Annotated in this window: 19 protein-coding genes and 4 pseudogenes; 4 read left to right on the top strand and 19 right to left on the bottom strand. The window is 60.9% G+C overall.

Annotated elements, in window-relative coordinates; translation table 11 throughout:
- Window positions 1-85: 85 nt before the first annotated feature.
- The 12 genes from ubiM to AC3EML_RS09650 form a co-directional block, all read right to left on the bottom strand.
- Window positions 86-1,267, bottom strand: a complete 1,182-nt coding sequence (ubiM, locus tag AC3EML_RS09705) for a 5-demethoxyubiquinol-8 5-hydroxylase UbiM (protein WP_352519783.1) — start codon at window positions 1,265-1,267, stop codon at window positions 86-88.
- Between the two features lie 409 nt (window positions 1,268-1,676).
- A complete protein-coding gene (gene ccoS / locus AC3EML_RS09700) occupies window positions 1,677-1,757 on the bottom strand; it encodes a cbb3-type cytochrome oxidase assembly protein CcoS (RefSeq protein WP_352519784.1) in 81 nt (26 codons plus the stop codon).
- Between the two features lie 210 nt (window positions 1,758-1,967).
- Window positions 1,968-2,666 (bottom strand): CBS domain-containing protein, encoded by a 699-nt coding sequence (locus AC3EML_RS09695; RefSeq protein ID WP_352519767.1) that lies wholly within the window; start codon window positions 2,664-2,666, stop codon window positions 1,968-1,970.
- Window positions 2,667-2,730: 64 nt separating this feature from the next.
- Window positions 2,731-2,901 (bottom strand): cbb3-type cytochrome oxidase assembly protein CcoS, encoded by a 171-nt coding sequence (gene ccoS / locus AC3EML_RS09690; protein WP_023697810.1) that lies wholly within the window; start codon window positions 2,899-2,901, stop codon window positions 2,731-2,733.
- A complete protein-coding gene (locus AC3EML_RS09685; protein ID WP_352521965.1) occupies window positions 2,898-5,186 on the bottom strand; it encodes a cation-translocating P-type ATPase in 2,289 nt (762 codons plus the stop codon). The genes ccoS (AC3EML_RS09690) and AC3EML_RS09685 overlap by 4 nt, the downstream gene beginning before the upstream one ends.
- Window positions 5,183-5,680 carry a FixH family protein gene (locus AC3EML_RS09680; protein ID WP_352521964.1) on the bottom strand — a complete coding sequence of 166 codons (498 nt, stop codon included), beginning with the start codon at window positions 5,678-5,680 and terminating at the stop codon, window positions 5,183-5,185. Before AC3EML_RS09680 ends, AC3EML_RS09685 begins: the two co-directional genes overlap by 4 nt.
- Window positions 5,677-7,236 carry a cytochrome c oxidase accessory protein CcoG gene (gene ccoG / locus AC3EML_RS09675; protein ID WP_352521963.1) on the bottom strand — a complete coding sequence of 520 codons (1,560 nt, stop codon included), beginning with the start codon at window positions 7,234-7,236 and terminating at the stop codon, window positions 5,677-5,679. Before ccoG ends, AC3EML_RS09680 begins: the two co-directional genes overlap by 4 nt.
- A gap of 128 nt (window positions 7,237-7,364) precedes the next feature.
- Window positions 7,365-8,228 (bottom strand): cytochrome-c oxidase, cbb3-type subunit III, encoded by an 864-nt coding sequence (ccoP, locus tag AC3EML_RS09670; protein ID WP_352521962.1) that lies wholly within the window; start codon window positions 8,226-8,228, stop codon window positions 7,365-7,367.
- Window positions 8,229-8,230: 2 nt separating this feature from the next.
- Window positions 8,231-8,380, bottom strand: coding sequence for a CcoQ/FixQ family Cbb3-type cytochrome c oxidase assembly chaperone (locus AC3EML_RS09665; protein ID WP_023690689.1), 150 nt, complete (start codon window positions 8,378-8,380; stop codon window positions 8,231-8,233).
- A gap of 11 nt (window positions 8,381-8,391) precedes the next feature.
- On the bottom strand, window positions 8,392-9,123 hold the full coding sequence (gene ccoO / locus AC3EML_RS09660) for a cytochrome-c oxidase, cbb3-type subunit II (RefSeq protein WP_352521961.1): 732 nt from the start codon (window positions 9,121-9,123) through the stop codon (window positions 8,392-8,394).
- Between the two features lie 11 nt (window positions 9,124-9,134).
- Complete coding sequence (gene ccoN, locus AC3EML_RS09655) at window positions 9,135-10,745, bottom strand: cytochrome-c oxidase, cbb3-type subunit I (protein ID WP_352521960.1); 1,611 nt, start codon at window positions 10,743-10,745, stop codon at window positions 9,135-9,137.
- 556 nt (window positions 10,746-11,301) lie between these two features.
- A complete protein-coding gene (locus tag AC3EML_RS09650) occupies window positions 11,302-12,048 on the bottom strand; it encodes a Crp/Fnr family transcriptional regulator (protein WP_352521959.1) in 747 nt (248 codons plus the stop codon).
- A 152-nt stretch (window positions 12,049-12,200) separates the two neighbouring features.
- Between AC3EML_RS09650 and hemN the strand changes: the two genes are divergently transcribed.
- Window positions 12,201-13,550 carry an oxygen-independent coproporphyrinogen III oxidase gene (gene hemN / locus AC3EML_RS09645; RefSeq protein ID WP_352521958.1) on the top strand — a complete coding sequence of 450 codons (1,350 nt, stop codon included), beginning with the start codon at window positions 12,201-12,203 and terminating at the stop codon, window positions 13,548-13,550.
- A 237-nt stretch (window positions 13,551-13,787) separates the two neighbouring features.
- On the opposite strand, the gene queE is transcribed toward hemN, so the two are convergent.
- Genes queE through queC form a run of 3 tightly spaced genes read right to left on the bottom strand, consistent with a single transcriptional unit; the run spans window position 13,788 to window position 15,573 of the window.
- Window positions 13,788-14,522, bottom strand: coding sequence for a 7-carboxy-7-deazaguanine synthase QueE (queE, locus tag AC3EML_RS09640; protein ID WP_352519785.1), 735 nt, complete (start codon window positions 14,520-14,522; stop codon window positions 13,788-13,790).
- Window positions 14,519-14,875 (bottom strand): 6-carboxytetrahydropterin synthase QueD, encoded by a 357-nt coding sequence (queD, locus tag AC3EML_RS09635; protein ID WP_023673552.1) that lies wholly within the window; start codon window positions 14,873-14,875, stop codon window positions 14,519-14,521. The genes queE and queD overlap by 4 nt, the downstream gene beginning before the upstream one ends.
- Complete coding sequence (queC, locus tag AC3EML_RS09630; protein WP_031209007.1) at window positions 14,875-15,573, bottom strand: 7-cyano-7-deazaguanine synthase QueC; 699 nt, start codon at window positions 15,571-15,573, stop codon at window positions 14,875-14,877. Before queC ends, queD begins: the two co-directional genes overlap by 1 nt.
- A gap of 559 nt (window positions 15,574-16,132) precedes the next feature.
- Between queC and AC3EML_RS09625 the strand changes: the two genes are divergently transcribed.
- The gene (locus AC3EML_RS09625) at window positions 16,133-16,522 is read left to right on the top strand and encodes a hypothetical protein (protein WP_023747260.1); all 390 of its coding nucleotides are present in this window, start codon (window positions 16,133-16,135) and stop codon (window positions 16,520-16,522) included.
- A 451-nt stretch (window positions 16,523-16,973) separates the two neighbouring features.
- Here AC3EML_RS09625 and AC3EML_RS09620 read toward each other — a convergent pair.
- Together AC3EML_RS09620 and AC3EML_RS09615 are read right to left on the bottom strand one after the other, a co-directional pair.
- Window positions 16,974-18,128, bottom strand: a pseudogene (locus AC3EML_RS09620) (IS1380 family transposase).
- A gap of 97 nt (window positions 18,129-18,225) precedes the next feature.
- Window positions 18,226-18,327, bottom strand: a pseudogene (locus tag AC3EML_RS09615) (LysR family transcriptional regulator); the annotation flags it as partial.
- 576 nt (window positions 18,328-18,903) lie between these two features.
- Here AC3EML_RS09615 and AC3EML_RS09610 point away from each other — a divergent pair.
- Together AC3EML_RS09610 and AC3EML_RS09605 are read left to right on the top strand one after the other, a co-directional pair.
- Window positions 18,904-19,179, top strand: a complete 276-nt coding sequence (locus tag AC3EML_RS09610; RefSeq protein ID WP_031206078.1) for an acyl carrier protein — start codon at window positions 18,904-18,906, stop codon at window positions 19,177-19,179.
- Window positions 19,180-20,385, top strand: coding sequence for a beta-ketoacyl-[acyl-carrier-protein] synthase family protein (locus tag AC3EML_RS09605; protein WP_023808085.1), 1,206 nt, complete (start codon window positions 19,180-19,182; stop codon window positions 20,383-20,385). It abuts the gene before it with no gap.
- Here the strand turns inward: AC3EML_RS09605 and AC3EML_RS09600 are convergent.
- Window positions 20,372-20,536 (bottom strand): annotated as a pseudogene (locus AC3EML_RS09600) (LysR family transcriptional regulator); the annotation flags it as partial. The gene AC3EML_RS09605 and the pseudogene AC3EML_RS09600 sit on opposite strands and share 14 nt — an antisense overlap.
- 168 nt (window positions 20,537-20,704) lie before the next feature.
- A pseudogene (locus AC3EML_RS09595) lies at window positions 20,705-21,586 on the bottom strand (IS1380 family transposase); the annotation flags it as partial.
- Window positions 21,587-22,261 lie beyond the last annotated feature (675 nt).

The following is a 22,261-nucleotide window of genomic DNA, read 5'->3' as shown; positions in this document are numbered from 1 at the left end:
GCAGCCTTGCCCGCGGCGCCGCGAGCCAGCAAGACAAAGAAGCCGTGCCGAGACAGCGCTCCAGAGCGGTAGCGCTCTGTGCGATTCACCGCCTGAGCATGGCCGAAATGCCATGGCGGACAAAGGGAAGATGTTGGGCAAAGCGGAGCCCAGCATGTCTTGCAAGCCCTGCCGCCGGGTGCTCGCTTGAGTAAAGACCGACAAGCATGTTGGTGGCATGATAGAGCGGCGCCGCCGACAGCCGCAGCCGGTTTTCGTATCTGCCGAGCATGTCGGGATCGGCAATGTCGCGGCGGGCGCGACATGCTGTCAGTATTTTATGAGCGAGTTGCTTCTGGCCGCTGAGGCCGATGTTGAAGCCATGCGCGGTCACCGGGTGCATGCCGATGGCAGCGTCTCCTATCAGTGCCGCACTCGGTGCCGAGAACTTGTGCGCCCAGGTCGTGACCAGCGGATAGGCATGGCGGGTGCTTGCCAGGGTCATCTGCCCGAGGCGTCCTCGACACCGGTTCATCAATTCCATGAGGAACAATTCGTCATCGAGAACAGACAGTCTATCGGCCTCGATTGAGCGCAAAGTCAGAAGCAGCGACGACACGCCTTCCATGAGCGGCAACATCGCTATGGTCTGATGGTGGTCGAACCATTCGACCGCGATCTGGTGATGGAAGCGCTCGTGCCTCACTCGGCAAATCAGCATGGAGTGGCCAAGCGGATGGATGTTGGCGCCAATGCCGAGCAGGTCGCGCATCGCGGACAAACGCGAATCCGCTGCGACGAGCAGCCGAGCGGCCAATTGCCTGCCATCAGAAAGCGCTATGACCGCCTCGTCGTCGCTGGTTGTTGCATTGACGACCGAGTTGCCGCACAGCAGCCGGGCATGATCCTGGAAGCAGACAACTTTGAACAGGGCATCGCGGATCCGACAATTTGGGACCAGCAATCCGAGTGGTTCCCCAGATCCGCTGGGAGTATCGAAGCACAGGGCGAAAGGGCTCGATCCGTTGAGCACGCGCGCGCCATGAAGCGGTGATTTGTCCGATACGGGGATGGCATCCCAGGCGCCGAGCTCGCGAAGGATTCTCACTGATGCGTGGGTCAGCGCGATCTCGCGACCGTCGAAAGCCGGATTCGCCAGGCTGTCGAGCGACTGCCGTTCAACCACTGCCACCTTGAGTCGGCTCCGGGCGAGCGATGCTGCGAAGGCAAGTCCGACCGGCCCAGCTCCGACGACAATGATGTCGAATGTCTCGACAGAGCCGGCCATCAGCGTGCCGCCATAGCGGCTATCTGCGATACGAAGCGCTCTTGAAGCATCGCAATCACCCACGGTTGCCGCTCATCTCCCTCGATAGACATGCGTTCTCCGTTGGAAGCCTGGTCAATGAAACCACGCCGACGAAGAGATAACGCTGATCTGGATCAACCAGGCTCGATAACCCGGCAACGGCGGGTTCACGGTCGAGTGGTCGATTGCCGCGAAAACGTTGCATGTCTAGGCATTCTGAATGGTCGGCTTCCCAATCGCGTGCCCCTCCTGGGCAAAGGTTCGGCAACGTATTGTGGCTGATCCGTTCTTCGCACGCGCGCCGATATCATCATGACGAGGCAATCCAGCAAAGACTCGGTCGACTGACGACCAGCATCCGCACAGTCGTTGGGCGCCGCCAACCGGTTCAGCCTCGCGGCTCTTCCCGATCGATAAGGATCCGCTGGGCGGAGCCGTCGAGATCTTCGTATTGGCCGCTCTTCAAGATCCAAACAGGAAGCCCCGGTCAAGCCCCACCAAAACAGGCAGCGGCCATCGCATTCCGTCAGGACGGGCGTCTTCGCTGACGACAGCGTGCTCGCCAACCATGACGGGCGCTATACGCCGAAGGAACTCGCCGACGGCCTCATGTCCAAGTGATGTGGGAAGGGAGCAGAACCCAAAGGGACGCTGCTTGGCGTCCCCGCTTTTTTCGCAGCTATGAAACCATCACCGAGAGCGGATCTGTACGGAGGAAGAGGCTGTCCTTGACTTGTCCGACGCCGGCAACGTTCTCCGCCGCAACGATCGCGGCTTTCCGTTGACGCTCGTCGACAATCGCCCCGGTCAGTTCGACAAGGCCGTCGCTGACCCTCACATCGATCAAGCCACCACAGCTCCACGATTGTCCCTGCAGTTCGGCAAGGATAGCCTTGCGAATCACGTCGTCATCGGGTGGCGTAGTGCCCTCTTTCGGCATTGCGCGGATCAGGACAAGCAGCAGATCAGTTCGCGTGATGATGCCGACGACCCTTTCCTGATCGACAATCGGCACATTGTTGATGCGGTGTTGCATCATCAAGTTGACAATCTGTGCAATCAAGGCGCCAGGAGGCGCCGAGATGACTGGTGTGGTCATCACCTGATGGATAATCCGTCCATTCGAGCGCGCATAGTCATTGGCGGTTGTGCCCGGGCCAAGATCAAGCTCCAGCCAGCGCGGACGCACACGCTGGGTCCCGAGTTCCTCTCGGCGCAAGAAGTCGCTTTTGCTTACAATTCCAACCAGGGTGCCGTCGCTGTTCGCTACCGGCAGGCAGCTGACCTTTTTTGAAAGCATGAGCTCGACCGCTTCGGCTATCGTCGCGTTCGCATGCGTCGTGATGACTGGCTTTGTCATTATGGATTCGGCTTGCATCCTCACCCTCCTGATCTTTCGTGACGACGATAGGACATCCCGACCCGCGGCGCGTTGATCTAAGTCACTTGGAACGAGGAGGATTCTCCGCGCCGTCGTCGCGGTCGATAAGAATGCGCTCCGCCGCGCCATCGAGATCATCGTACTGGCCGCTTCTCAACGCCCACAGGAAGCCGGACAGGCCGAGTGCGCCAAGGAACAGCGCCACCGGAATGAGATAGGCGAGCGTCGTCATGAGGATCGGGCCAAGGTGCCGGCCCGCGCGGGCCTGTCCTGCCGCGCAGTTTCGGACGACGCACCCGTTGCGAAGCCTTGCAGACGCATTGCATTTCCAATCACAAGCAATGACGAGGCAGACATCGCGACCGCCGCGATGAGAGGCGTAACATGACCCAGAATGGCGATCGGCACGGCCACAGCATTGTAAACGATCGCAATTGTTATGTTCTGTCGGACCAAGCTTCCCGCCTTGCGCGACACGTCCAGCGCCAGCGGGATCGCCAAGAGGCTTTCGCGCAGAAAAACGAAGTCGGCTGCATTGCGGCCAATGTCGGCGGCGGTGGCGGGTGCGATCGAGACATGCGCGGCGCTCAGCGCCGGCGTGTCGTTGAGCCCGTCGCCAACCATCAGAACCTTGTGCCCGTCTCTCGCCAGGCTCTCGATGCGTTCAACCTTGCCGGACGGCAGCAGGCAGGGAACGAAGTCATCGACACCAAGCATGTCGGCAACCTCGGCGCAGGCTTTCGCGGTATCGCCCGACAGCATTTCCACGCACATACCAGCGTTGCGCAGTTGATCGATCGCTGCCCTGGTGTCGAGGCGTAGCGCATCTTCGAAAACGAAGGATGCGACAATCATGCCGTTTTTCGTCAGCACTGTTCCGCCGTAGCCATGTTTGCCTTCGCCGCCGGTTCGCGCCTTCCAGCCAGCCCATCCGCGTCGACCCAGCCGCCAGGTGATACCGGCGGCGGTGGCTTCGATCCCGAAACCCGGGTGCTCGGTCACCGCGTCGAATTTGTGCTGGCTGCTGCTGACGGCAAAGCCGGCAATGGCCTTTGAATATGGATGACGCGAATGCGCGGCCAGGTCGGCAGCGATTGCCAGCATGGCGGGATCGATCGACGACGTGTTGACGAGCCTGGGCTGGCCAAGCGTGAGCGTGCCGGTCTTGTCGAACACGGCTGTATCGATCGCTGCCAGGCGCTCCATGGCCGAGCCGTCCTTGACCATGATGCCATTCTCAAACAGGCGCCGCGCGGCGACCACCTGAACGATTGGGACGGCGAGGCCAAGCGCGCAGGGGCATGTGATGATGAGAACAGCGATGGCAATCGTCATCGCCCGATGCCAGTCGCCGGTCGCCGCCATCCAGCCCGTGAATGTTACCAATGCGGTGAGATGAACCACGGGCGCGTAGAGTGCCGACACGCGGTCGGCGATACGGCGATAGCGGGCGCGACCACCTTCGGCGGCCTCCATCAGCCGAACCATTTCCGCCAGGAACGAATCCTTCGCGGCGGCTGTGGCCTCTACCGTCAGCGGACCGGTAAGGTTGAGGACGCCGGCCTGCACGGTGTCTTCCGGCGCCACGCTACTGGGCGTGCTCTCGCCGGAGACCAGGGAGCAGTCGACGTCCGATGTCCCGCGCACAATTTTGCCATCGACAGGGATTCTTTCGCCGGCGGCGATCAACAACAGCATGCCCGGTTCGATCTCGGCCACCGGCAGATAGCCCCGAGCGCCATCGCCGCGCAGCACCATGGCGCCGCGCGCGGCCAATTGTGACAGGCTCTTCACAGCGGTGCGGGCGCGTTCCCGCATCACGTGATCGAGCGTGCGACCGATCAGGAGGAAGAACAGCAGCGATACCGACGCGTCGAAATAGGCGTGGTCGCCATGGGTGATCGTCTCATAGAGGCTCATGGCGTAGGCCAGCGACACGCCGACGGCGATCGGCACGTCCATGTTCATGTGGCCGTGGCGCAGCGCATTCCACGCCGACTTGAAGAAGATCCCGCCGGCGAAGGCCAGCGCAGGAATGGCGATCAGAGCCGAGACCCAGTGGAACAGGTCGCGGGTGGCGCCCTCGGCGCCGGACCAGACCGACACCGAGAGCAGCATGATGTTGCCCGCAGCAAAGCCGGCAACAGCGACGGCGCGGATAAGCTCCGAAAGCATCTTGTCCTTTGCATCAATCTCGGCTTCGAACAAATGCGCCTGATAGCCGAGCCGGCCGAGCACAGCGACCAAAGGTGGAGCCTCGTCGCCGCGCCAGCGGACTGAGACCCGCTTGGTTGACAGGTTCACGCGAGCTGCCTCGACGTGATCGAGTTTTCCCAACGCCGTCTCGATCGTCTGGATGCAGGCGCCGCAATGAACGGTCGGCACCGAAAGGTCGGTCTGATGAAGGTCGTCGCCAAGCGATCGGCTGGCCAGCCTGACCTCCTGGCTGGACGGCAGAACTGAAGTGGCGCTGACAAGATCCAGCGCGACTTCCGCGCCCGGTGCACAGCAGCTCATTTTAGCGCTCCATTGGAAATCATGATCCTGCGCACGTCGCGATAAGGCTTTGCCAGGCCGGTATCGGCGTCTATTTCGATGATCCAGACACCATCCCTTGGCACGTGTTGTGCTGCAAACTCCTGGCCCGAGGCGAGGGCGAGCGTGACGGACTCATCCTCTTTCTCGTAAGCGGGATGGCGAAACAGCACCTTCACGCCATGCAGGGAAACCGGTTTGCCCGCGGCGTCGATGATGCCATAGCGGACTTCACCCCATGCGATGGTCAACTGGCCGGTCCAGCCAAGCGCTGCCTGCGCACGGCCTTCTTCAGCCTTCTTGTTGAATTGCTGGCTCGCGACATAGGTATTTTCGACGACAAGGCCGGTCCAGCTTGTGTTGGCAAGCGTCGCCATCGTCAGATTGACCGCGATGACCACGCCGAAAAAGGCAAGGACGGTGGCCAACATGTGCCTGCCGGTGAACTCGCGGGGTTTTCGCGTGGTGGCGTTCATCTGGCGATCTCCGGCGAGTTGAAGGTGGCGGTGTATTCGTTGGACTCGAAGCTGACCTTGTCTTCGACGCGGAATGTGAAGGTCTGCGCCTGGCCATGAATCTGGTCGGCGGGCAGGCGCACGAAAACCTTCAACATCTTCAGCCGGTCGGGTTCGACCTGGACTGCAAAGGAGCGATCGGCGGGGAGATCGACGCCAACGATGCTCATCTCCGCGCCTGGCAAACCCCCGAGGGTGACGATAATCGTTCTCGGTTCGGGGATCATGTTCAAGAGCTTGACGGTATAGCCATTGCGGATCGAGCCGTCCGAGAGCGTCACGAATTGCGGGTTGCGGTCGTGCAGGACATTGATTTCGAGCCGGTCGCGCGTCAGCAGCGAAAAGAGCAGGCCCAGCCCGATCAGCGACCACATGGCCATGTAGACATAGGTTCGTGGCCGAAAGATCTTGCTGATATGGAAATGCGCCACCCTGTCCGAAAACAGGCCGTCATCCGTCCTGACCAGTGATGGATTGACCGAGCTGGCGCCGCCGGCGGTGGCCAGCATCATGTTGGCGTTGTAGTCGGAGAGCGTCGCGTAGGAGATCAGTCCTCGCGCCTTGCCGAGTTTATCCATGACGCCGTCACAGGCATCGATGCAGAGCGCGCAGGTGATGCATTCGAGTTGCTGACCGTCGCGTATGTCGATCCCCATCGGACAGACGGCGACACAGGCATTGCAGTCGACGCAATCGCCGACGGGATGCCCTGCGGCAAGAACCTTCTTGGCGTGACGCGTGCGCGGTTCGCCGCGCCAGTCATTGTAGGTGACAGTGAGCGAGCTCTCGTCGAGCATGGCTGCCTGGATGCGCGGCCATGGGCACATATAGGTGCAGACCTGTTCGCGCATCAGCCCGCCAAACGTGTAGGTCGTCGCCGTCAGGACCGCGACGGTGATGTAGGCGACAGGCGCTGCCGTGCCGGTGAAGAGTTCGCCGAGCAGGGTCGGCGCATCGGCGAAATAGAAGATCCATGCGCCACCAGTCGCTGCGCCTATGACCAGCCAGATGACGTGTTTCGATGCCCGCAGCACAAGCTTACGAGTGGTCCAGGGACCGGCATCGAGCTTGATGCGTGCGTTGCGGTCGCCCTCGATCGCGCGCTCGACGACCAGGAACAGATCGACCCATACGGTCTGTGGGCATGTGTAGCCACACCATGCACGGCCGACGGTTGACGTGATCAGGAAAAGACCGACGCCGGCCATGACCAGAAGGCCGGCGACATAGTAGAATTCCTGGGGCCATATCTCGATGAAGAAGAGATAGAAGCGCCGGTTGGCGACATCGAGCAGCACCGCCTGGTCGGGGGCAAACGGACCGCGGTCCCAGCGCAGCCACGGCGTGAGATAGTAGATGCCGAGCGTGATCGCCATCACGATCCATTTGAATCGGCGAAAGCTGCCAGAGGCCCGCTTCGGGAAGATCTTCCTGCGCGCGGCATACATTGGCTGACGCACCTTGGCGGAGTTGACCGTCGTGGGTTCGATCCGTTCTATTTGCGTGTTATCGAGCACGAGAAGCTCCAGTCACCAGCGACGATTTCGCCGGAAGCCGACTCATCGGTTCTGGATGATGCCGAGGCCCGGCTTGCGCCGGGCCTCGTCGCTTGGCGGGAGGGGGAGGACGAGAATAGGCTTCTTTCCTATTCTCCGCCGCCAAGCGAATGGATGTAGACCGCCAGTTCCTTGACCTTGATCTCGCCGAGGCGCGCGCCCCAAGCCGGCATCACGCCGTGTTTCGGTGCGGTTACCTGGGCGGCGATGGCCGCTTCGCCTGACCCGTAGAGCCAGATGGCGTCGGTCAGATCTGGAGCGCCGAGTTCCTTGTTGCCTTTTGCATTGTCGCCATGACAGGCCACGCAGTTTTCGGTAAAGACCTTTGCGCCCGGCGCGACCAATGCTTGATGGACGACGGCCCCCGACAGACTGGCGACGTAGGCGCTGACCTGTTTGATCTGGTCGGCGGTGATGATGTCGGCAAAAGCGGGCATTTCCGACAGGCGCGTATCCGGATCGGAGGCGAAGCGAATGCCATGGGTGATCGTCTGCTGAATCTGGTCCGCCTTGCCGCCCCACAGCCAGTCGTCGTCGTTGAGGTTGGGGAAGCCCTTGGAGCCCTGGGCGCCGGAACCATGGCACTGCACGCAATTGAGCTTGAACGCGGCACCGCCGGCGGCGACGGCGAATTCGCGCAGCGTGTCGTCCGCCGCGATCTCCGAAACACTTTTCGCTTCTATAGCGGCGACATATTTGCCCTTGGCCGCTTCAGCCGCGGACAACTCGTTCCCGACATCGTTGCGGCTGGAGTAGCCGAGCACCCCCTTGGTTGCCGTGTGCAGCAGAGGCCATGCCGGATAGGCGATGGTGTAGCCGATCGCCCAGACTATGGTGATGTAGAACGTCCAGATCCACCAGCGCGGAAGCGGGTTGTTGAGCTCCCGGATGCCGTCCCACTCATGACCGGTGGTTGAGATGCCGGAAACCTCGTCGATGTGATCGCTGCTCATGATCAGTCCTCCTTCAGAGGAATTTGAGCTGCTTCGCCGGCTTGCCTGCGGCTTCCGGGACGAACTGCAAAGGCAACGGATCCGATGAAGAAAAGAGCCATGGCAAGTAGGCCCCAGCTGTCGGCAAACTCCCGCATGAAATTGTACGTCATGGCCATTGTCCTCAGCGGTAGCCGGCGGTCTCATCGTAGTTCTTGAAATCGGCCAGCGTGCCCAGCATCTGGAGATAAGAAACCAGCGCGTCCATTTCGGTGACTTGCTGCGGGTTGCCGTCGAAGTCGCCGATCTTGGCCTTGGGGTAGCGGGCCTCGAGGCCGGATGTGTCGGCGTTGGGATCAGCCTGCGCCATCAAATCGGCATTGGCGTTGGCGATCATGTCGTCGGAGTAAGGGACGCCGACGCGCCTGTTGGCGACCAGATGCGTCGAGAAGTCCTTCACCGCGATCGGCTTGTCCTTCAGGAAGGCATAGCTCGGCATGATCGATTCCGGCACCACGGACCGTGGATCTGTCAGGTGATCCACGTGCCACAGGTTGGAATAGCGGTCGCCAACGCGGGCGAGATCCGGTCCGGTGCGCTTCGATCCCCACTGGAACGGGTGGTCGTACATCGACTCGGCCGCCAGGCTGTAGTGGCCGTAGCGCTCGACCTCGTCACGGAACGGCCTGATCATCTGGCTGTGGCAGAGGTAGCAGCCCTCGCGGACGTAGATGTTGCGCCCGACCAGTTCGAGCGGCGAGTAAGGCCGCATGCCTTCCACCTTCTCGATCGTGTTATCGAGATAGAAGAGCGGCGCGATCTCGACGATGCCGCCGATTGTCACGACCAGCAGCGACCCGAGGAGAAGAAGTGTAGCGTTCTTCTCGATCAGTGCGTGTCTGTTCATCAACCTCATTTTCTGTCTCATCATCGCGCAAGCTGGAGGGCGGGGGTGGAGCGCGGCAGCGGATCCTGCTCGCGCCGGTAGCCGAGGATGGTCATGGCAATGTTCCAGGCCATGATCAGGGCGCCGGAGAGGTACATGGCCCCACCGATGGCGCGCATGATGTAATAAGGATGCATGGCGGCCACGGTTTCGGCGAAGGAGTAGACCAGGAAGCCCTGCTCGTCGTATTCGCGCCACATCAGGCCCTGCATGATGCCGGACACCCACATGACAGCGGCGTAGACAACGATGCCAAGCGTCGCCAGCCAGAAGTGCCAGGTAACGAGGCGAAGCGAGTAGAGCCGTTCACGGTTCCACAGCTTCGGCACCATAAAGTAGATCGCGCCGAACGAGATCATGCCGACCCAGCCGAGCGCACCCGAGTGAACGTGGCCAATGGTCCAGTCGGTATAGTGCGACAGAGAATTGACCGTCTTGATCGACATCACCGGGCCTTCGAAGGTCGACATGCCGTAGAAGGCGATGGCCATCACCATCATGCGGATGATCGGGTCAGTGCGCAGCTTGTCCCAGGCGCCCGACAGCGTCATCAGGCCGTTGATCATGCCGCCCCATGACGGCATCCACAGCATGATCGAGAACACCATGCCGAGCGTCTGCGCCCAATCGGGCAAAGCGGTGTAGTGCAGGTGATGGGGCCCGGCCCAGATGTAGAGGAAGATGATTGCCCAGAAATGGACGATCGACAGGCGGTAGGAATAGACCGGCCGGTTGGCCTGCTTGGGCACGAAATAATACATCATGCCCAGGAAGCCGGCGGTCAGGAAGAACCCGACGGCATTGTGGCCGTACCACCACTGCGTCAGGGCGTCCTGGACTCCGGAAAATGCGGAATAGCTCTTGGATCCGAGGAAGGAGGCCGGCATCGAGAGGTTGTTGATCACATGCAGCATCGCGATGGTCACGATGAACGAAAGGTAGAACCAGTTGGCGACGTAGATGTGCGGTTCCTTGCGCTTCAGGATCGTGCCGAGGAACAGGATCAGGTAGGCGACCCAGACGATGGTCAGCCAGATGTCGACATACCATTCGGGTTCCGCATATTCGCGGCTCTCGGTGATGCCGAGCAGATAACCTGTCGCGGCCATGACAATGAAGAGCTGGTAGCCCCAGAACACGAACCAGGCGAGATCGCCACCGAAAAGCCGAGCGCGGCATGTGCGTTGGACGACATAGAGAGACGTGCAAAGCAACGCGTTGCCGCCGAAGGCAAAGACGACGCCCGAGGTGTGCAGAGGCCGCAAGCGGCCGAAGTTGAACCAGGGCTGTATGTTGAGATCGGGATAGGCAAGCTGCAGCGCGATGACCACGCCGACAAGCATGCCGATGACACCCCAGAACATGGTGGCGATGGCGCCATAGCGGATTGGACCATCCATGTAGACGGACGGGTCGATCGGAACGGCAGGCTTGAACTCAGTGTTACGCAGTAGGATCGCAGTGAAGCCAGCCAAGGCGAAGAACAAGACCCACATGTGCTGGCGAAAGGGTTCATCCACCCCAGCGCCAGCCGCCACCAAAGCCGCGAATGCGAACAGGCTTAGAAGCACGATTTCTTTGCCGAATTTCATCGCAAGCCCCGATTTCCAATTCCGGCGGATGCCAAACCGCGGTGCCTTATTGCGCAGCCGTCGCCTGCTCGCCCTGATCCATGTCAGAGCCGCACCATTTTGCTCGAGCAGCATCGAGTTCGGTGCGATCAGACTGCGACGATCGAATGTGGAAGCGCACCACCGGCCGCCCGTTTATGGATGGGGCCTGGTGTCCCCGGTCGGGCCCCGGGCTGCGGAGGCGACCGCGGGCGTGTGGGGGAACGCACCTTCTGCGACGCTGGAAAGCAGGTCGATGCCTTACCGAACGCCGATCGTTCAATGCCTTGGAACAGCCAGCGCCAGCGTTACGCTGCCGTCGTGACATTCATGGCTTGGGGAGACGGCGATTTTCCCCTGCGGATGAGGCGAATTGACTTCGGCCAAGTGTGGATGCTTCGCCGACGAGCCGAAACGCAACTGGCGCATACGATCGGATGGAGAACGGTCTGTCGCTACGCGACTTCTTCTGAGCCCAACGCGAGCATGCCCTGCCCCGAATGAAGTAAGTGACGGGGCCATGCAGCTTCTGCGTCATTCAAACGGCTGTAGCGCCTCGGCCGCCGCAGCGCCGTTCCAGCCGGCTCATGCTGTCCACGGTGACGCGGCGGTTGTTCTCGATCCGAATCACGCCGTCCATTCTCAGGCTGGTCAGCTGACGGCTCACGGTCTCGTTTGTGATTCCAAGGAAATCAGAAATGTCGGCACGCGTCATCGGCAGCTCGAAGCACGTCGAGCTAGCCGTCGGGTCAACATTGGAGTCGATGTTCCGGGCAATCATGAGGAGAAAGCTCGCCACCTTCTCTGGTGCGGTCTTGCGCCCCAGAGTCACCATCCATTCGCGTGCCTCTTCAAGTTCGTTCAGCGCCTGCTTGAGCAGGCGATGCACAAATTCGGGTGACTGCTTCATCATCCGTTCGATGGCCGCTCTGGGAAACGAGCATAGCGAGACAGCTGTTGCCGCTTCGGCATTGATCGCACTTTTCATCTTGAAGGGCCGACCCAGAAAATCCGGGGCGAACTGCAGGCCGACAATCTGTTGGCGTCCATCTGATAGGCTCTTCGTGAGCTTCACCACGCCTGAAAGCACGTTCGAATAACAGTCGACCGCCTCGGCGTCGCCGATCAGTTCGACCCCCGGCTCGATATTGTGCCGCGACGACGTCTTGGCGAGCTGAGCCAAATGGTCTGGCTCTAGCGCGCCACAGACACCGCGGCGCCGTGCCTCGCAAGACAGGCAAAGAACGGGGATGCCGGAACTGTGAATATCCTGCCGTAATGTCATTCGATCGCTCTACCGGTCCGTGCGGGCAGGATAGCACCCACGGTAGAAAAATCCTTGCGGCAGTTTGTCCGTGCTGAAGGTTGATCGAAATCAGGGCTTAGGCTCATCCAAGCATCCACAGTTCGGGCGACGCAAACACGGTGGACCACGACATGCGACAAAAGCTAGTTGCCAGATTTGGCGAGAACGTCCCGCGCTACACGAGCTACCCGACCGCGCCGCATTTCCATCCAGGCGTTGATGCTGCCGTTTGTCGTGGCTGGCTGCAAGCGCTCGGCGGTGGTGACGAGATCTCGCTCTATCTGCACATCCCTTACTGCGACAAGCTTTGCTGGTTCTGTGCCTGCCATACCAAGCAGACACGCCATTACGAACCGGTGACCACATATCTGCGCTCACTGCATGCCGAGATCGCCACCGTCGCCAGTCTTGTCGCAGGCAAGGGTCGCGTCCGTGCCGTCCATTTCGGTGGCGGTTCGCCGACCATCCTCAAACCCGAAGATATGGTGGCGCTGGGAACCGCCCTGCGCAACAGCTTCGGCTTTCTTCCCGGCGCCAAGATCAGCGTTGAAATCGAACCCAACGATATGGATGGAGCCCGCCTCGATGCGCTTGCCGAAATCGGCATGACTCGTGGGAGCCTCGGCGTCCAGGACTTCGATCCGAAGGTTCAGAAGGCAATCAACCGCGAGCAGAGCTTTTTGCAGACCAAAGCGGTAGTCGACGGTGTTCGTTCGCGCGGCGTCGAATCCGTCAATCTAGACCTGCTGTACGGCCTGCCGCACCAGACCAGGGCGAGCGTTTCCTCAACGGTCGCGCAGGCACTGACCCTGGAGCCGGACAGGATAGCGCTTTTTGGCTACGCCCATGTGCCGTGGTTCAAGAAACATCAGACGATGATAGACGAGGCATGGCTGCCCGGTCCCGCGGAGAGATTTGCTCAATCGCAACTGGCGGCGCGGGCGATCGTGGACCAGGGGTACGAAGCAATCGGCCTCGACCATTTCGCCAAACCCGGCGATGCCCTGGCCCTTGCCGCCCGCGCCGGAACACTGCACCGGAACTTTCAGGGTTACACCGACGATTGCTGCGAAACCTTGATTGGGTTAGGCCCATCGTCCATCAGCCAGTTTCGGCAGGGCTATGCGCAGAACATGCCTTCGACCAGCGAATATCGATGCACGGTTAATGACGGCGGGCTGGCCGCTGTTCGGGGTATCGCATTTTCCAACGACGACCGCGTTCGCGGCTGGATCATCGAACGTTTGATGTGCGACTTCGCCTTCTCGGCCATCGATCTGGTGGAACGCTTCGGCGAGGCCGGCCAGAGGCTCCTCCTTCAGTCAAGTTCCATGGCCCTCCACGATCCGGTTCGATTGCTTGAACTTGATGGCGACAGATTCGTTGTGCCGGCTGAAAGTCGCCCTTTCGTCCGAAGCATCGCGGCCAGGTTCGACAAATATTTCGAAGCTGGAACGGCCAGGCACTCGGCGGCAGTCTGAGCACTCAGAGGACCGGTCATGCCTCTCAGTCGATCATGGACCGCGGTACGTTTGTTGATCGGCGACCGTCGTATCGAGACAAGATTCGGAGCGGACCAGACGCGTCTTGGCGCAGCGACGATATCGTCCGCTCGAGCCCTGCCTGTCGGATCATGGTTGTCGGCGACAGCTCCCTTCGACCTGAACCACCCGTTCACCCGAATTCTGCCGGCGCAGTTCCAGTGGAAAGGGCCTGGGCTAGACGGCTCTCTTGTTACCCCAGAGCACAACGTGCAGCTGCGGTAGCACGCGAGCCTCGAACCATCTGTCGCGGGTCACGCTGTCAACCAGCCACTCCATGCGCTTCAATATTCCGTCAAGGTCGACAGGCGCGTCATCATTTCTGGGGTGTGGCGGCGTGTGATTGCCGGGCTGCAGATAGATCGGAAGTTGCGGAAATTGCGCAGCGGCGTCTTTCGCGTAGGTGTAGTCCCTTTCGTCGAAAACAATGAGCTTGAGCACGACTTGGGGCTTGCCTTGTGCCGCCTGGAGGCACGCCTCGACAGCGGCCCAATCTGTCGTCATTTGGCTTGACGGCGGCTTTGGGCTGAGGATCAGCACGTCAAGCTGCGCAAACCAGTCCCTGGCAAGCGACCCTTGGGTTTCCAGCGCAAAACGGTAACCGTCACCATGGCCCCGGTCGATGAGCGCGCCGAGCGGCTGGATGGCCGGATTGCCGCCTGATAGCGACACCATCAGCGGGCGGCCACCGGAAAGGGCAAGCACATTTTTCCACACCGCCCCAACGGACATCATCTCCCATTCATGGCGGAATTGGCTGTCCACAGCATGGAGGCTGTCGCACCAGGAACAGCGATAGTCACACCCGCCGGTTCTGACGAAGATCGTCGGCAAACCTATGAGCACGCCCTCGCCCTGGATCGTCGGCCCGAAAATCTCGCTAACGCGGATTGCGGGATGAGTATTCGTCATGGCCGGTATTCCGCCCAGGTTTTCGGCGTTTCGCTCACCCGCACGGCCGCGGTTTCGCTCAGGCGTGCCTTGCACCAGTCGTAGAAATGTCTGGCCAGATATTCCGCCGTGACTTGCTCGTGTCCCAGCACGTCGTTGAGATGTCGGTGGTCGAAGCTCTCGTCGATGTAGCGTTTGAATGGCGCCAAGTCGTGGTAGTCGCGCACGAAGCCGTGATCGTCCAGTCCATCCGCTGAAAGCTCCACTTCGACGATGTAGTTATGTCCGTGCAGGCGCGCGCATTGGTGATCGGGTGGCAATGAGGTGAGCTGATGCGAGGCTGAGAAGTGGAATTCCTTGGTGATGCGGAACATTACGCCGTGGTCCTTCGCAGCGCTCCGAGCCAGAAGTCGGAGTCCTCATACTCGGTTGGGTCCGGGTGCCCAGCGATGTGAAACGCCTCACGCCGCTCGACGCAGGTCCCGCACCTCCCGCAATGACGCTCGGCGCCCTTGTAACAGGACCAGGTCTGCGCAAACGGCGTGCCGTATGTGGCTCCATCCGTAACAATGTCCGCCTTCGCCAGGTTCACATAGGGTGCATAAAGGCGAATCTGCGCGTAGCCGTCGAGCGCGTGGTCCTGCATCATCTGGAAAGCGTCGATGAAGGCCGGACGGCAATCGGGATAGACAACGTGATCCCCACCATGCACGGCCGTCGCCACTGCGTCAGCGTCTTGCGCTGCGGCGAGGCCGAAGGCAATGGCCAACATGATGGCGTTCCGGTTGGGCACCACGGTTATCTTCATCGTGTCTTCGGCATAGTGCCCGTCGGGCACGTCCACATTGTCGGTCAGCGCGGAGCCGGAAAGGCCGCCGCCGATCTCGTGGATATCGATGATTCGCTGCGGGACACTCAGGCGCTCCGCGCAAAGGGTGGCGTAGCCCAATTCCTTCCTATGCCGTTGGCCGTAATCGAACGATAGCAGGCCGGTAAGCTGGTGCTCCGCTGCCACCTTGTGGGCAAGAGTAACGGAATCCAATCCGCCGGAGCAGACGACGAGAGTCTTCATCGTTGGGTCCTTGTTTTAACCGGGTAGGCTGCGACCGGAGATTTCTCTGCGCTCCAGTACTTCAGGAAAACCATTTTGTGAAGTGAACGGAGACCAGTTCGTGCGCTTGCGTGCGATGCGCAAAAAGCCCTCGCGGTGAGCTGCAAGGACACGGACTGGCGAGACGTCACCCTTCAGCGGAATGCTCAAAGTCGAACGCTTCTCGGGGACAAAGTTCTCGACGAGCAGAGCCTGGCGGTCCCGAGCGCCGAGCGACGCCGGTGCAACGGTTTCGGGGTACAAAGCCGAGATGGGCTGGCCGCAAACAGCTCACTTACCAGGGATGTTCAGCGATGCCGAAATCCAGATATCGGGATGGATTATGAGATCAATTGTCGCGACAGCTTTGGCTGGCTTCTCCTCGCGCTTCGTAGATGCAGCGCATTCCACTTCAGGATTATTTTGATGAGCACGCCCTCAATGGATGACCGGCGAACCCTGAATAACCGGTCGGAGCCGACATCTGTGAACAAGCGGTGTGGTCGATTGCAATCACCCATGTCTTGCGCACAGGTACCTCATGGCAGTGGATGAACTGAACTTGATGGTTTTACAGATGGCAGTCGAAAGCGTCCGCTCGCTCTCGTTGAGCTTCGCTGAAAAAGCCGCCGAGATAGCCACCAGGAGCCGCGGCAGCCTGCTTTTCGACGTTCGGATCGACGGTGACGCGCAGGTCCAGCGGGTCGCAGCCATCCGATATCACGGCGGCCAATTCGGCGTGCTGGCGTTAGACGGACACGGCCTAGTTACCCACTATTGCATCGTTAACGGTATGTTCTCACATTACATTGCGGCCTTGGAGAGCTGGCACAGGATGCCCCTGTCGATGCAGGCCAAGATGGATGCCAACGGCAATGCCCGTCTTTTCGTAGCGGCGTTGCGGGATGCCGGACATATGCTGGGCACCTAGCATATGGCCAGAGTGCATCTCTGAATTTGCATGTGCATCACTGCGATGGCGCCGGCATGATCGTGATGCTCGAAAAGGGCTGCGGCGGCCGTGGCAAAGCGGTCGCCGCGATGATGGTGTCAACGGCGTTGCATCGATGCGAGCATTTAGACAGAGGTCTCCTCCTGGCATCGCGCGCATGCAAGGAGCTACGCAAGCGCAAATGTATCAAGTATTTTGAAGCGACGACCCCTCATGCATATGGAGCTGCGATGCACGGGCGGCATAAGCCTCGTTGCCATCTAGCCGCCTTGATGCACGGCGATGAGCTTTCGGCGGCCTGCATCGGCGATCTGGCCGCCCTGTGCATTTTGACAAGCCTCGTCGGGTGCCGGCGATGATCCGTCGTGATGGCAGGCGGGGGTTTACAGGTTGCGGTCGACGGGTTCGTTTCGGGCGCCTGCGCCCATCGTTATGTCGCGAGTTGGGGGATGCGATCGAGGACGATGCGCAGGATGCGCTGGTCGGGGCACGATGTCGGCAGGTGCAGGCGGATTTGCGATTTCATCTCGACCACCCGCGCAGCGATTTTGATGAGGCGCAATCGCAGCGTGTCGAATTGGGCGACGGCAAAGCTCGAGCGCCTCGGCATCGCGGCCCGCAAGCCCCACATGAGCCAGTAGGCGCCGGCATGCAGGAATAACCGGAACTGGTTGGCCGTCGCTCTGGTGCAGGATGTGCGGTCGGCGGCAAGATGCGTCTTCCACGATGTGGTTCTCGGCCGCGCCGCGCCGACAGTAGACATTCTCGTAGAGCGCCTTGGCCTTCCCACCTGCAAGGTTGGTGACGATGAAGCGGATATCGCCACCGTGGGCGCCGACCTCGACCCGCGCGATGATGCGCTCGACGCGGCTCCAACTAGCGGCGCCGTCAACGAGCTCCTTGAACCTGCGGACCTTGCCTGTCTTGGCCGACGCTTCCAAGCGTGCCGTCGTGCTGGCCTCCAGATCCGCGACATGCTTGCGCAGGGTCGTGGTGGGCGCGAGGCCAAAGATGAAGTCGACGTCGTTGGCGCGGCACCAGTCGATGACCTGCGGGTTGCAATAATGGCTATCGCCGCGGAGCAGGATTCGAATGTTTGGCCAGTTGATCCGGATCGCCCGCACCAGACGGCGCAGGTGGGGGCGGATCTCAGCCCCACTCGGCCGCTTGGCCGGTCGCAGGATCGCGCTGACGAACCGTCCCGCACCATCGAACACGACGATCGGCTGGAAGCCGTACTCGTCATGGTGGGCATTGAACAGGCGAAGCTGTTGGCCTCCGTGCACAGCGTCGAAGGTGTCGAGAGCGCGGCGCAGCCGGTTGGCGTCGTTGTCGTCCTCGTAGCCGCGGCGATCATCTTCATGCGAAAGCCGATCATGTCCGCCAGGCTGTGGACGACCTGGTCCGGGCAGCGCGGATCGTCGATGCAACGCGCCAGACGCTCGGCCATCCGCAACCGCTTTTCCACCTCGGCCAAGGCCAGAACGCCACTGTTGGACGACAGCATGCCGCCGTCGAAACGGGCGACGACGGACTTGCCGCCGACTGATGACAAACCGCTCAGCGGCAGCGCAAGATCGTTCATGGTGGGTGTGGTCTCGGGAAATGGTTCGGATCGGCTTAAGCAACCAAATCCTACGTCATTTCAACGGGCTTGCGCCACATCCACCAACCCCCATGAATTTGGCTAGGTTGATGCGGCGTGCCGCCGCCGTGAGGCTGCGCTCGCTCAGCAGCGCGTCGAGAACGACGAGAAGATTCAGATCGAGCCCTTTGAAACGCATGTCTTAGCTATCCATAGCGTGGATGAATTTGATTGAAACAAAGGATTTTACCAATTTTCCGGAATGTCGCATGGACCTGGCAGGATCTCAAGTGCGCCGATCAGTGCCCCTATCGCGTGGCGAGTCCCTTGAGAAGAGCCCGAAAGAGGAAATCTGTCGCGTGCGGTGGAGATTGTACTGGAAATGAGAGGCAGCGCTCCGATCATGTCGAACTCTCCGACGAATGGCGGACCGGTACAATAGTTGATCGCAACTGGTCCGGAGCTATGAAACATCTCGATTACATATGAGGTGCCGAGTGAATACGCTGACAGCACCCACCGTCGCAGCGTTTAGCTGACGTTTGACGACGGTTCCTATCCATTTACACGCAGATTCTTGATGTGCTGACGCAAAAGCGGGAGGCCGGCGACTTTTCTTCGTCATCGGGCTGACGCCGCAGAAGCCGGAACTCGTCCGGTTCCTATGGGCATTGGGCTTGGTCGGCGCACAGGGCTCCATGAGGGGCAATTTTGGCAACGCGACGCGATTCGGGTTTTGAACGACGCCGAAAACGCAAGCTGGAAAGGAAACAAGATGGCAGATCAACTCGCCAACGAAATAATCGCCATGATCAAGAAGCGCGCCGCGTCGGAGGGCGGCATAGCGCCTGCCACAGGCGGCGAGATAACGGCTGCCACGAGACTGACTTCGCTCGGTATCGATTCACTGGGATTGGCGGACGTTCTCTGGGACCTGGAGCAGGCCTACGGCATCGAGATCGAGATGAATACGGCCGAGGCATGGTCGGATCTCCAGAATGTTGGGGACATGGTGGAAGCCGTGCGCAGCTTGCTCGCTACGGGGGTGTGAATGGACAGGCGCGTCGTGATTACTGGGATTGGCGGGATTTGCGGGCTTGGGACCAACACCGCCGCCATTTGGACAGAGATGCGAGAAGGCCGCTCCGCCATCGGCCCAATCGTCAACTCCGAGCTCCATGAATTGAGGGTCAGGATTGGTGCCGAGATCAAAGCGCTGCCGGAGCATGACATCGACCGCAAGCAACTCATCTCCATGGACCGCTTCAGCCTGCTCGCTGTTCTTGCGGCGCGCGAAGCCATGCGTCAGGCCGGACTTTCCTCCAAAGAGGGAAATAGCTATCGCTTCGGTGCGACGGTGGGCGTTGGCGGCTGCGGGTGGGATGCGATCGAGCAAACCTACCGCGCCATCCTGCTGGGCGGTAAGCGTGCCGCTCTCTTGACTGTACCCAAGGCGATGCCGGGTGCCGCTGCCGGCCAGGTCAGCATGAGTCTCGGCCTGCGCGGGCCGGTCTTCGGCGTCACGTCCGCCTGTTCCTCGGCAAACCATGCGATTGCCTGCGCGGTGGACCAGATCAGGCACGGCCGGGCCGACGTGATGCTTGCCGGCGGCAGCGAAGCGCCGCTCATATGGGGTGTGCTGAAGGCATGGGAAGCGATCCGCGTGCTTTCGCCCGATGCTTGCCGGCCATTCTCGGCCGATCGCCAGGGCCTATCGCTTGGTGAAGGCGCCGGCATGGCGGTGCTGGAAAGCTACGAGCATGCCCTGGCTCGGGGCGCCACCATCCTTGCCGAAATTGCCGGTGCCGGCCTTTCCGCCGATGCGTCCGACATCGTCGCGCCGACTGTCGAGGGGCCGGAGGCAGCAATGCGGGCCTGCCTTGCCGATGCCAGGCTGGACGCCGAGGATGTCGACTATCTCAACGCGCACGGCACCGGCACAAAGGCCAACGACCAGATCGAGACGGCGGCGATCAAGCGAGTCTTCGGTCAGCACGCCTTCTCAATGTCCATTTCTTCTACCAAGTCCATGCACGCGCATTGCCTCGGCGCGTCCGGCGCGCTCGAGTTGATCGCCTGCGTGATGGCTATCCGCGAGAGCGTCGTGCCGCCGACTGCCAATTATCGTGAGCTGGACCCCGATTGCGATCTCGACGTCACGCCCAATGTGGCACGCGAGCGCAAGGTGCGCGTGGCACTGAGCAACTCCTTCGCCTTTGGCGGCACGAACGCGGTTCTGGCGTTCAGGCAGGTGTAGAAGCCATGAGAGATGCCTCCGGCAACATTATCTCTCGCATCCAGATGCTTGCCAGATAACTATTGTGAAGGGCGGGTCATTGACCGCCTCGGCGAATGCGGGAAGTGGCAGCGGAAGCTCGACGATCCGGGGGTATCGTCTTTGCGAAATTCTTAACTGTTGAAGCGGCTTGGACGTACCGCCGCCCCGTAAAAGGTAAGCGAGGCCCTGCGGGCTCGGCTTGAGGGTCTGAAGCTGTACACGACAATGTCTGGAAGCCTCAGGGTCGGCTCTGCGCCCGTTATAGCCGCCTGAGTGCTGCCGGCCCGGCCGCGCCGCGGGCGCCGTCAACGAACTCCTTGAACCTGCGGACCTTGCCTGTCTTGGCCGACGCTTCCAAGCGTGCCGTCGTGCTGGCCTCCAGATCCGCGACATGCTTGCGCAGGGTCGTGGTGGGCGCGAGGCCAAAGATGAAGTCGACGTCGTTGGCGCGGCACCAGTCGATGACCTGCGGGTTGCAATAATGGCTATCGCCGCGGAGCAGGATTCGAATGTTTGGCCAGTTGATCCGGATCGCCCGCACCAGACGGCGCAGGTGGGGGCGGATCTCAGCCCCACTCGGCCGCTTGGCCGGTCGCAGGATCGCGCTGACGAACCGTCCCGCACCATCGAACACGACGATCGGCTGGAAGCCGTACTCGTCATGGTGGGCATTGAACAGGCGAAGCTGTTGGCCTCCGTGCACAGCGTCGAAGGTGTCGTCAATGTCGAGTACGATCCGCTTCGGCACCTGCCGGAACGAGGCGCAATAGAGATCGACCATCGCCCGTCCCATCGACCAACTCCCGCACGCCGGGTAGGTTCTCCAGCCGGCACAGCGTCGATTTCGACGCCAGATCCCGACCCGACGGCAGCGCATCCTGGGCCATCTTGAAGACCGGATCGCGGCGCAGCCGGTTGGCGTCGTTGCCGTCCTCGTAGCCCGCGGCGATCATCTTCATGCGAAGCCGATCATGTCCGCCAGGCTGTGGACGACCTGGTCCGGGCAGCGCGGATCGTCGATGCAACGCGCCAGACGCTCGGCCACCCGCAACCGCTTTTCCACCTCGGCCAAGGCCAGAACGCCGCTGTTGGACGACAGCATGCCGCCGTCGAAACGGGCGACGACGGACTTGCCGCCGACTGATGGCAAACCGCTCAGCGGCAGCGCAAGATCGTTCATGGTGGGTGTGGTCTCCGGGAAATTTCGGATCGGCTTAAGCAACCAAATCCTACGTCATTTCAAGGCTTGCGCCACATCCACCAACCCCCATGAATTTTTCAGGCTAGCAGAGAGGGTGCTTGCGGTGCACTCACTGAACGAGATCGCAAATGGACGCGCGTAACCACCAGAACTGGCGACACCCATGGTGGTCCGCTGGACCCGCAGGAGGAACCACAAGGTGTGAGCGGGCAGAGCGCAAGCGAGTGCCTACTTCGATCTTTCTAGAAGCGCGCCGGCAGCCTGGGCGGGGGGCTTGGGGGTCAGACTGCCGGCGCACGCCACTCACGAAGAGCGGCCCCTTTTCGTGGTTCGAACGCCCATAGTCAACCCGGAAACGTCAGGATGCCCGCCATGTTAATTTCAGAGCGGCGCGACTCGCCATGTTGGACGATTCAGCCCGTAGGCCGAGTTGATGCTCAAGCCAGCATCGCCTTGCCGAACTAGGAAGAGTTCGCCGTTACAATCCTTCGTCGCGAGCCGATGCCGTCGTACACGTTTCGTAGCACTCCGGGCGGCTATATCGCTTTGTTGTTCGGCGAGCTGCGCCAGAAGGCATTCGCATCCAATGGAATCAAAAGTCGACATCAGCCGCAAGCTTCACATCACAACAGCTAGTCCACCCATTGCAGATCA

It is taken from the genome of Mesorhizobium sp. P170090, from assembly GCF_057786115.1.
Note: the sequence above shows the minus strand (reverse complement) of the source record. Positions and strands in the feature narration are given on the sequence as shown.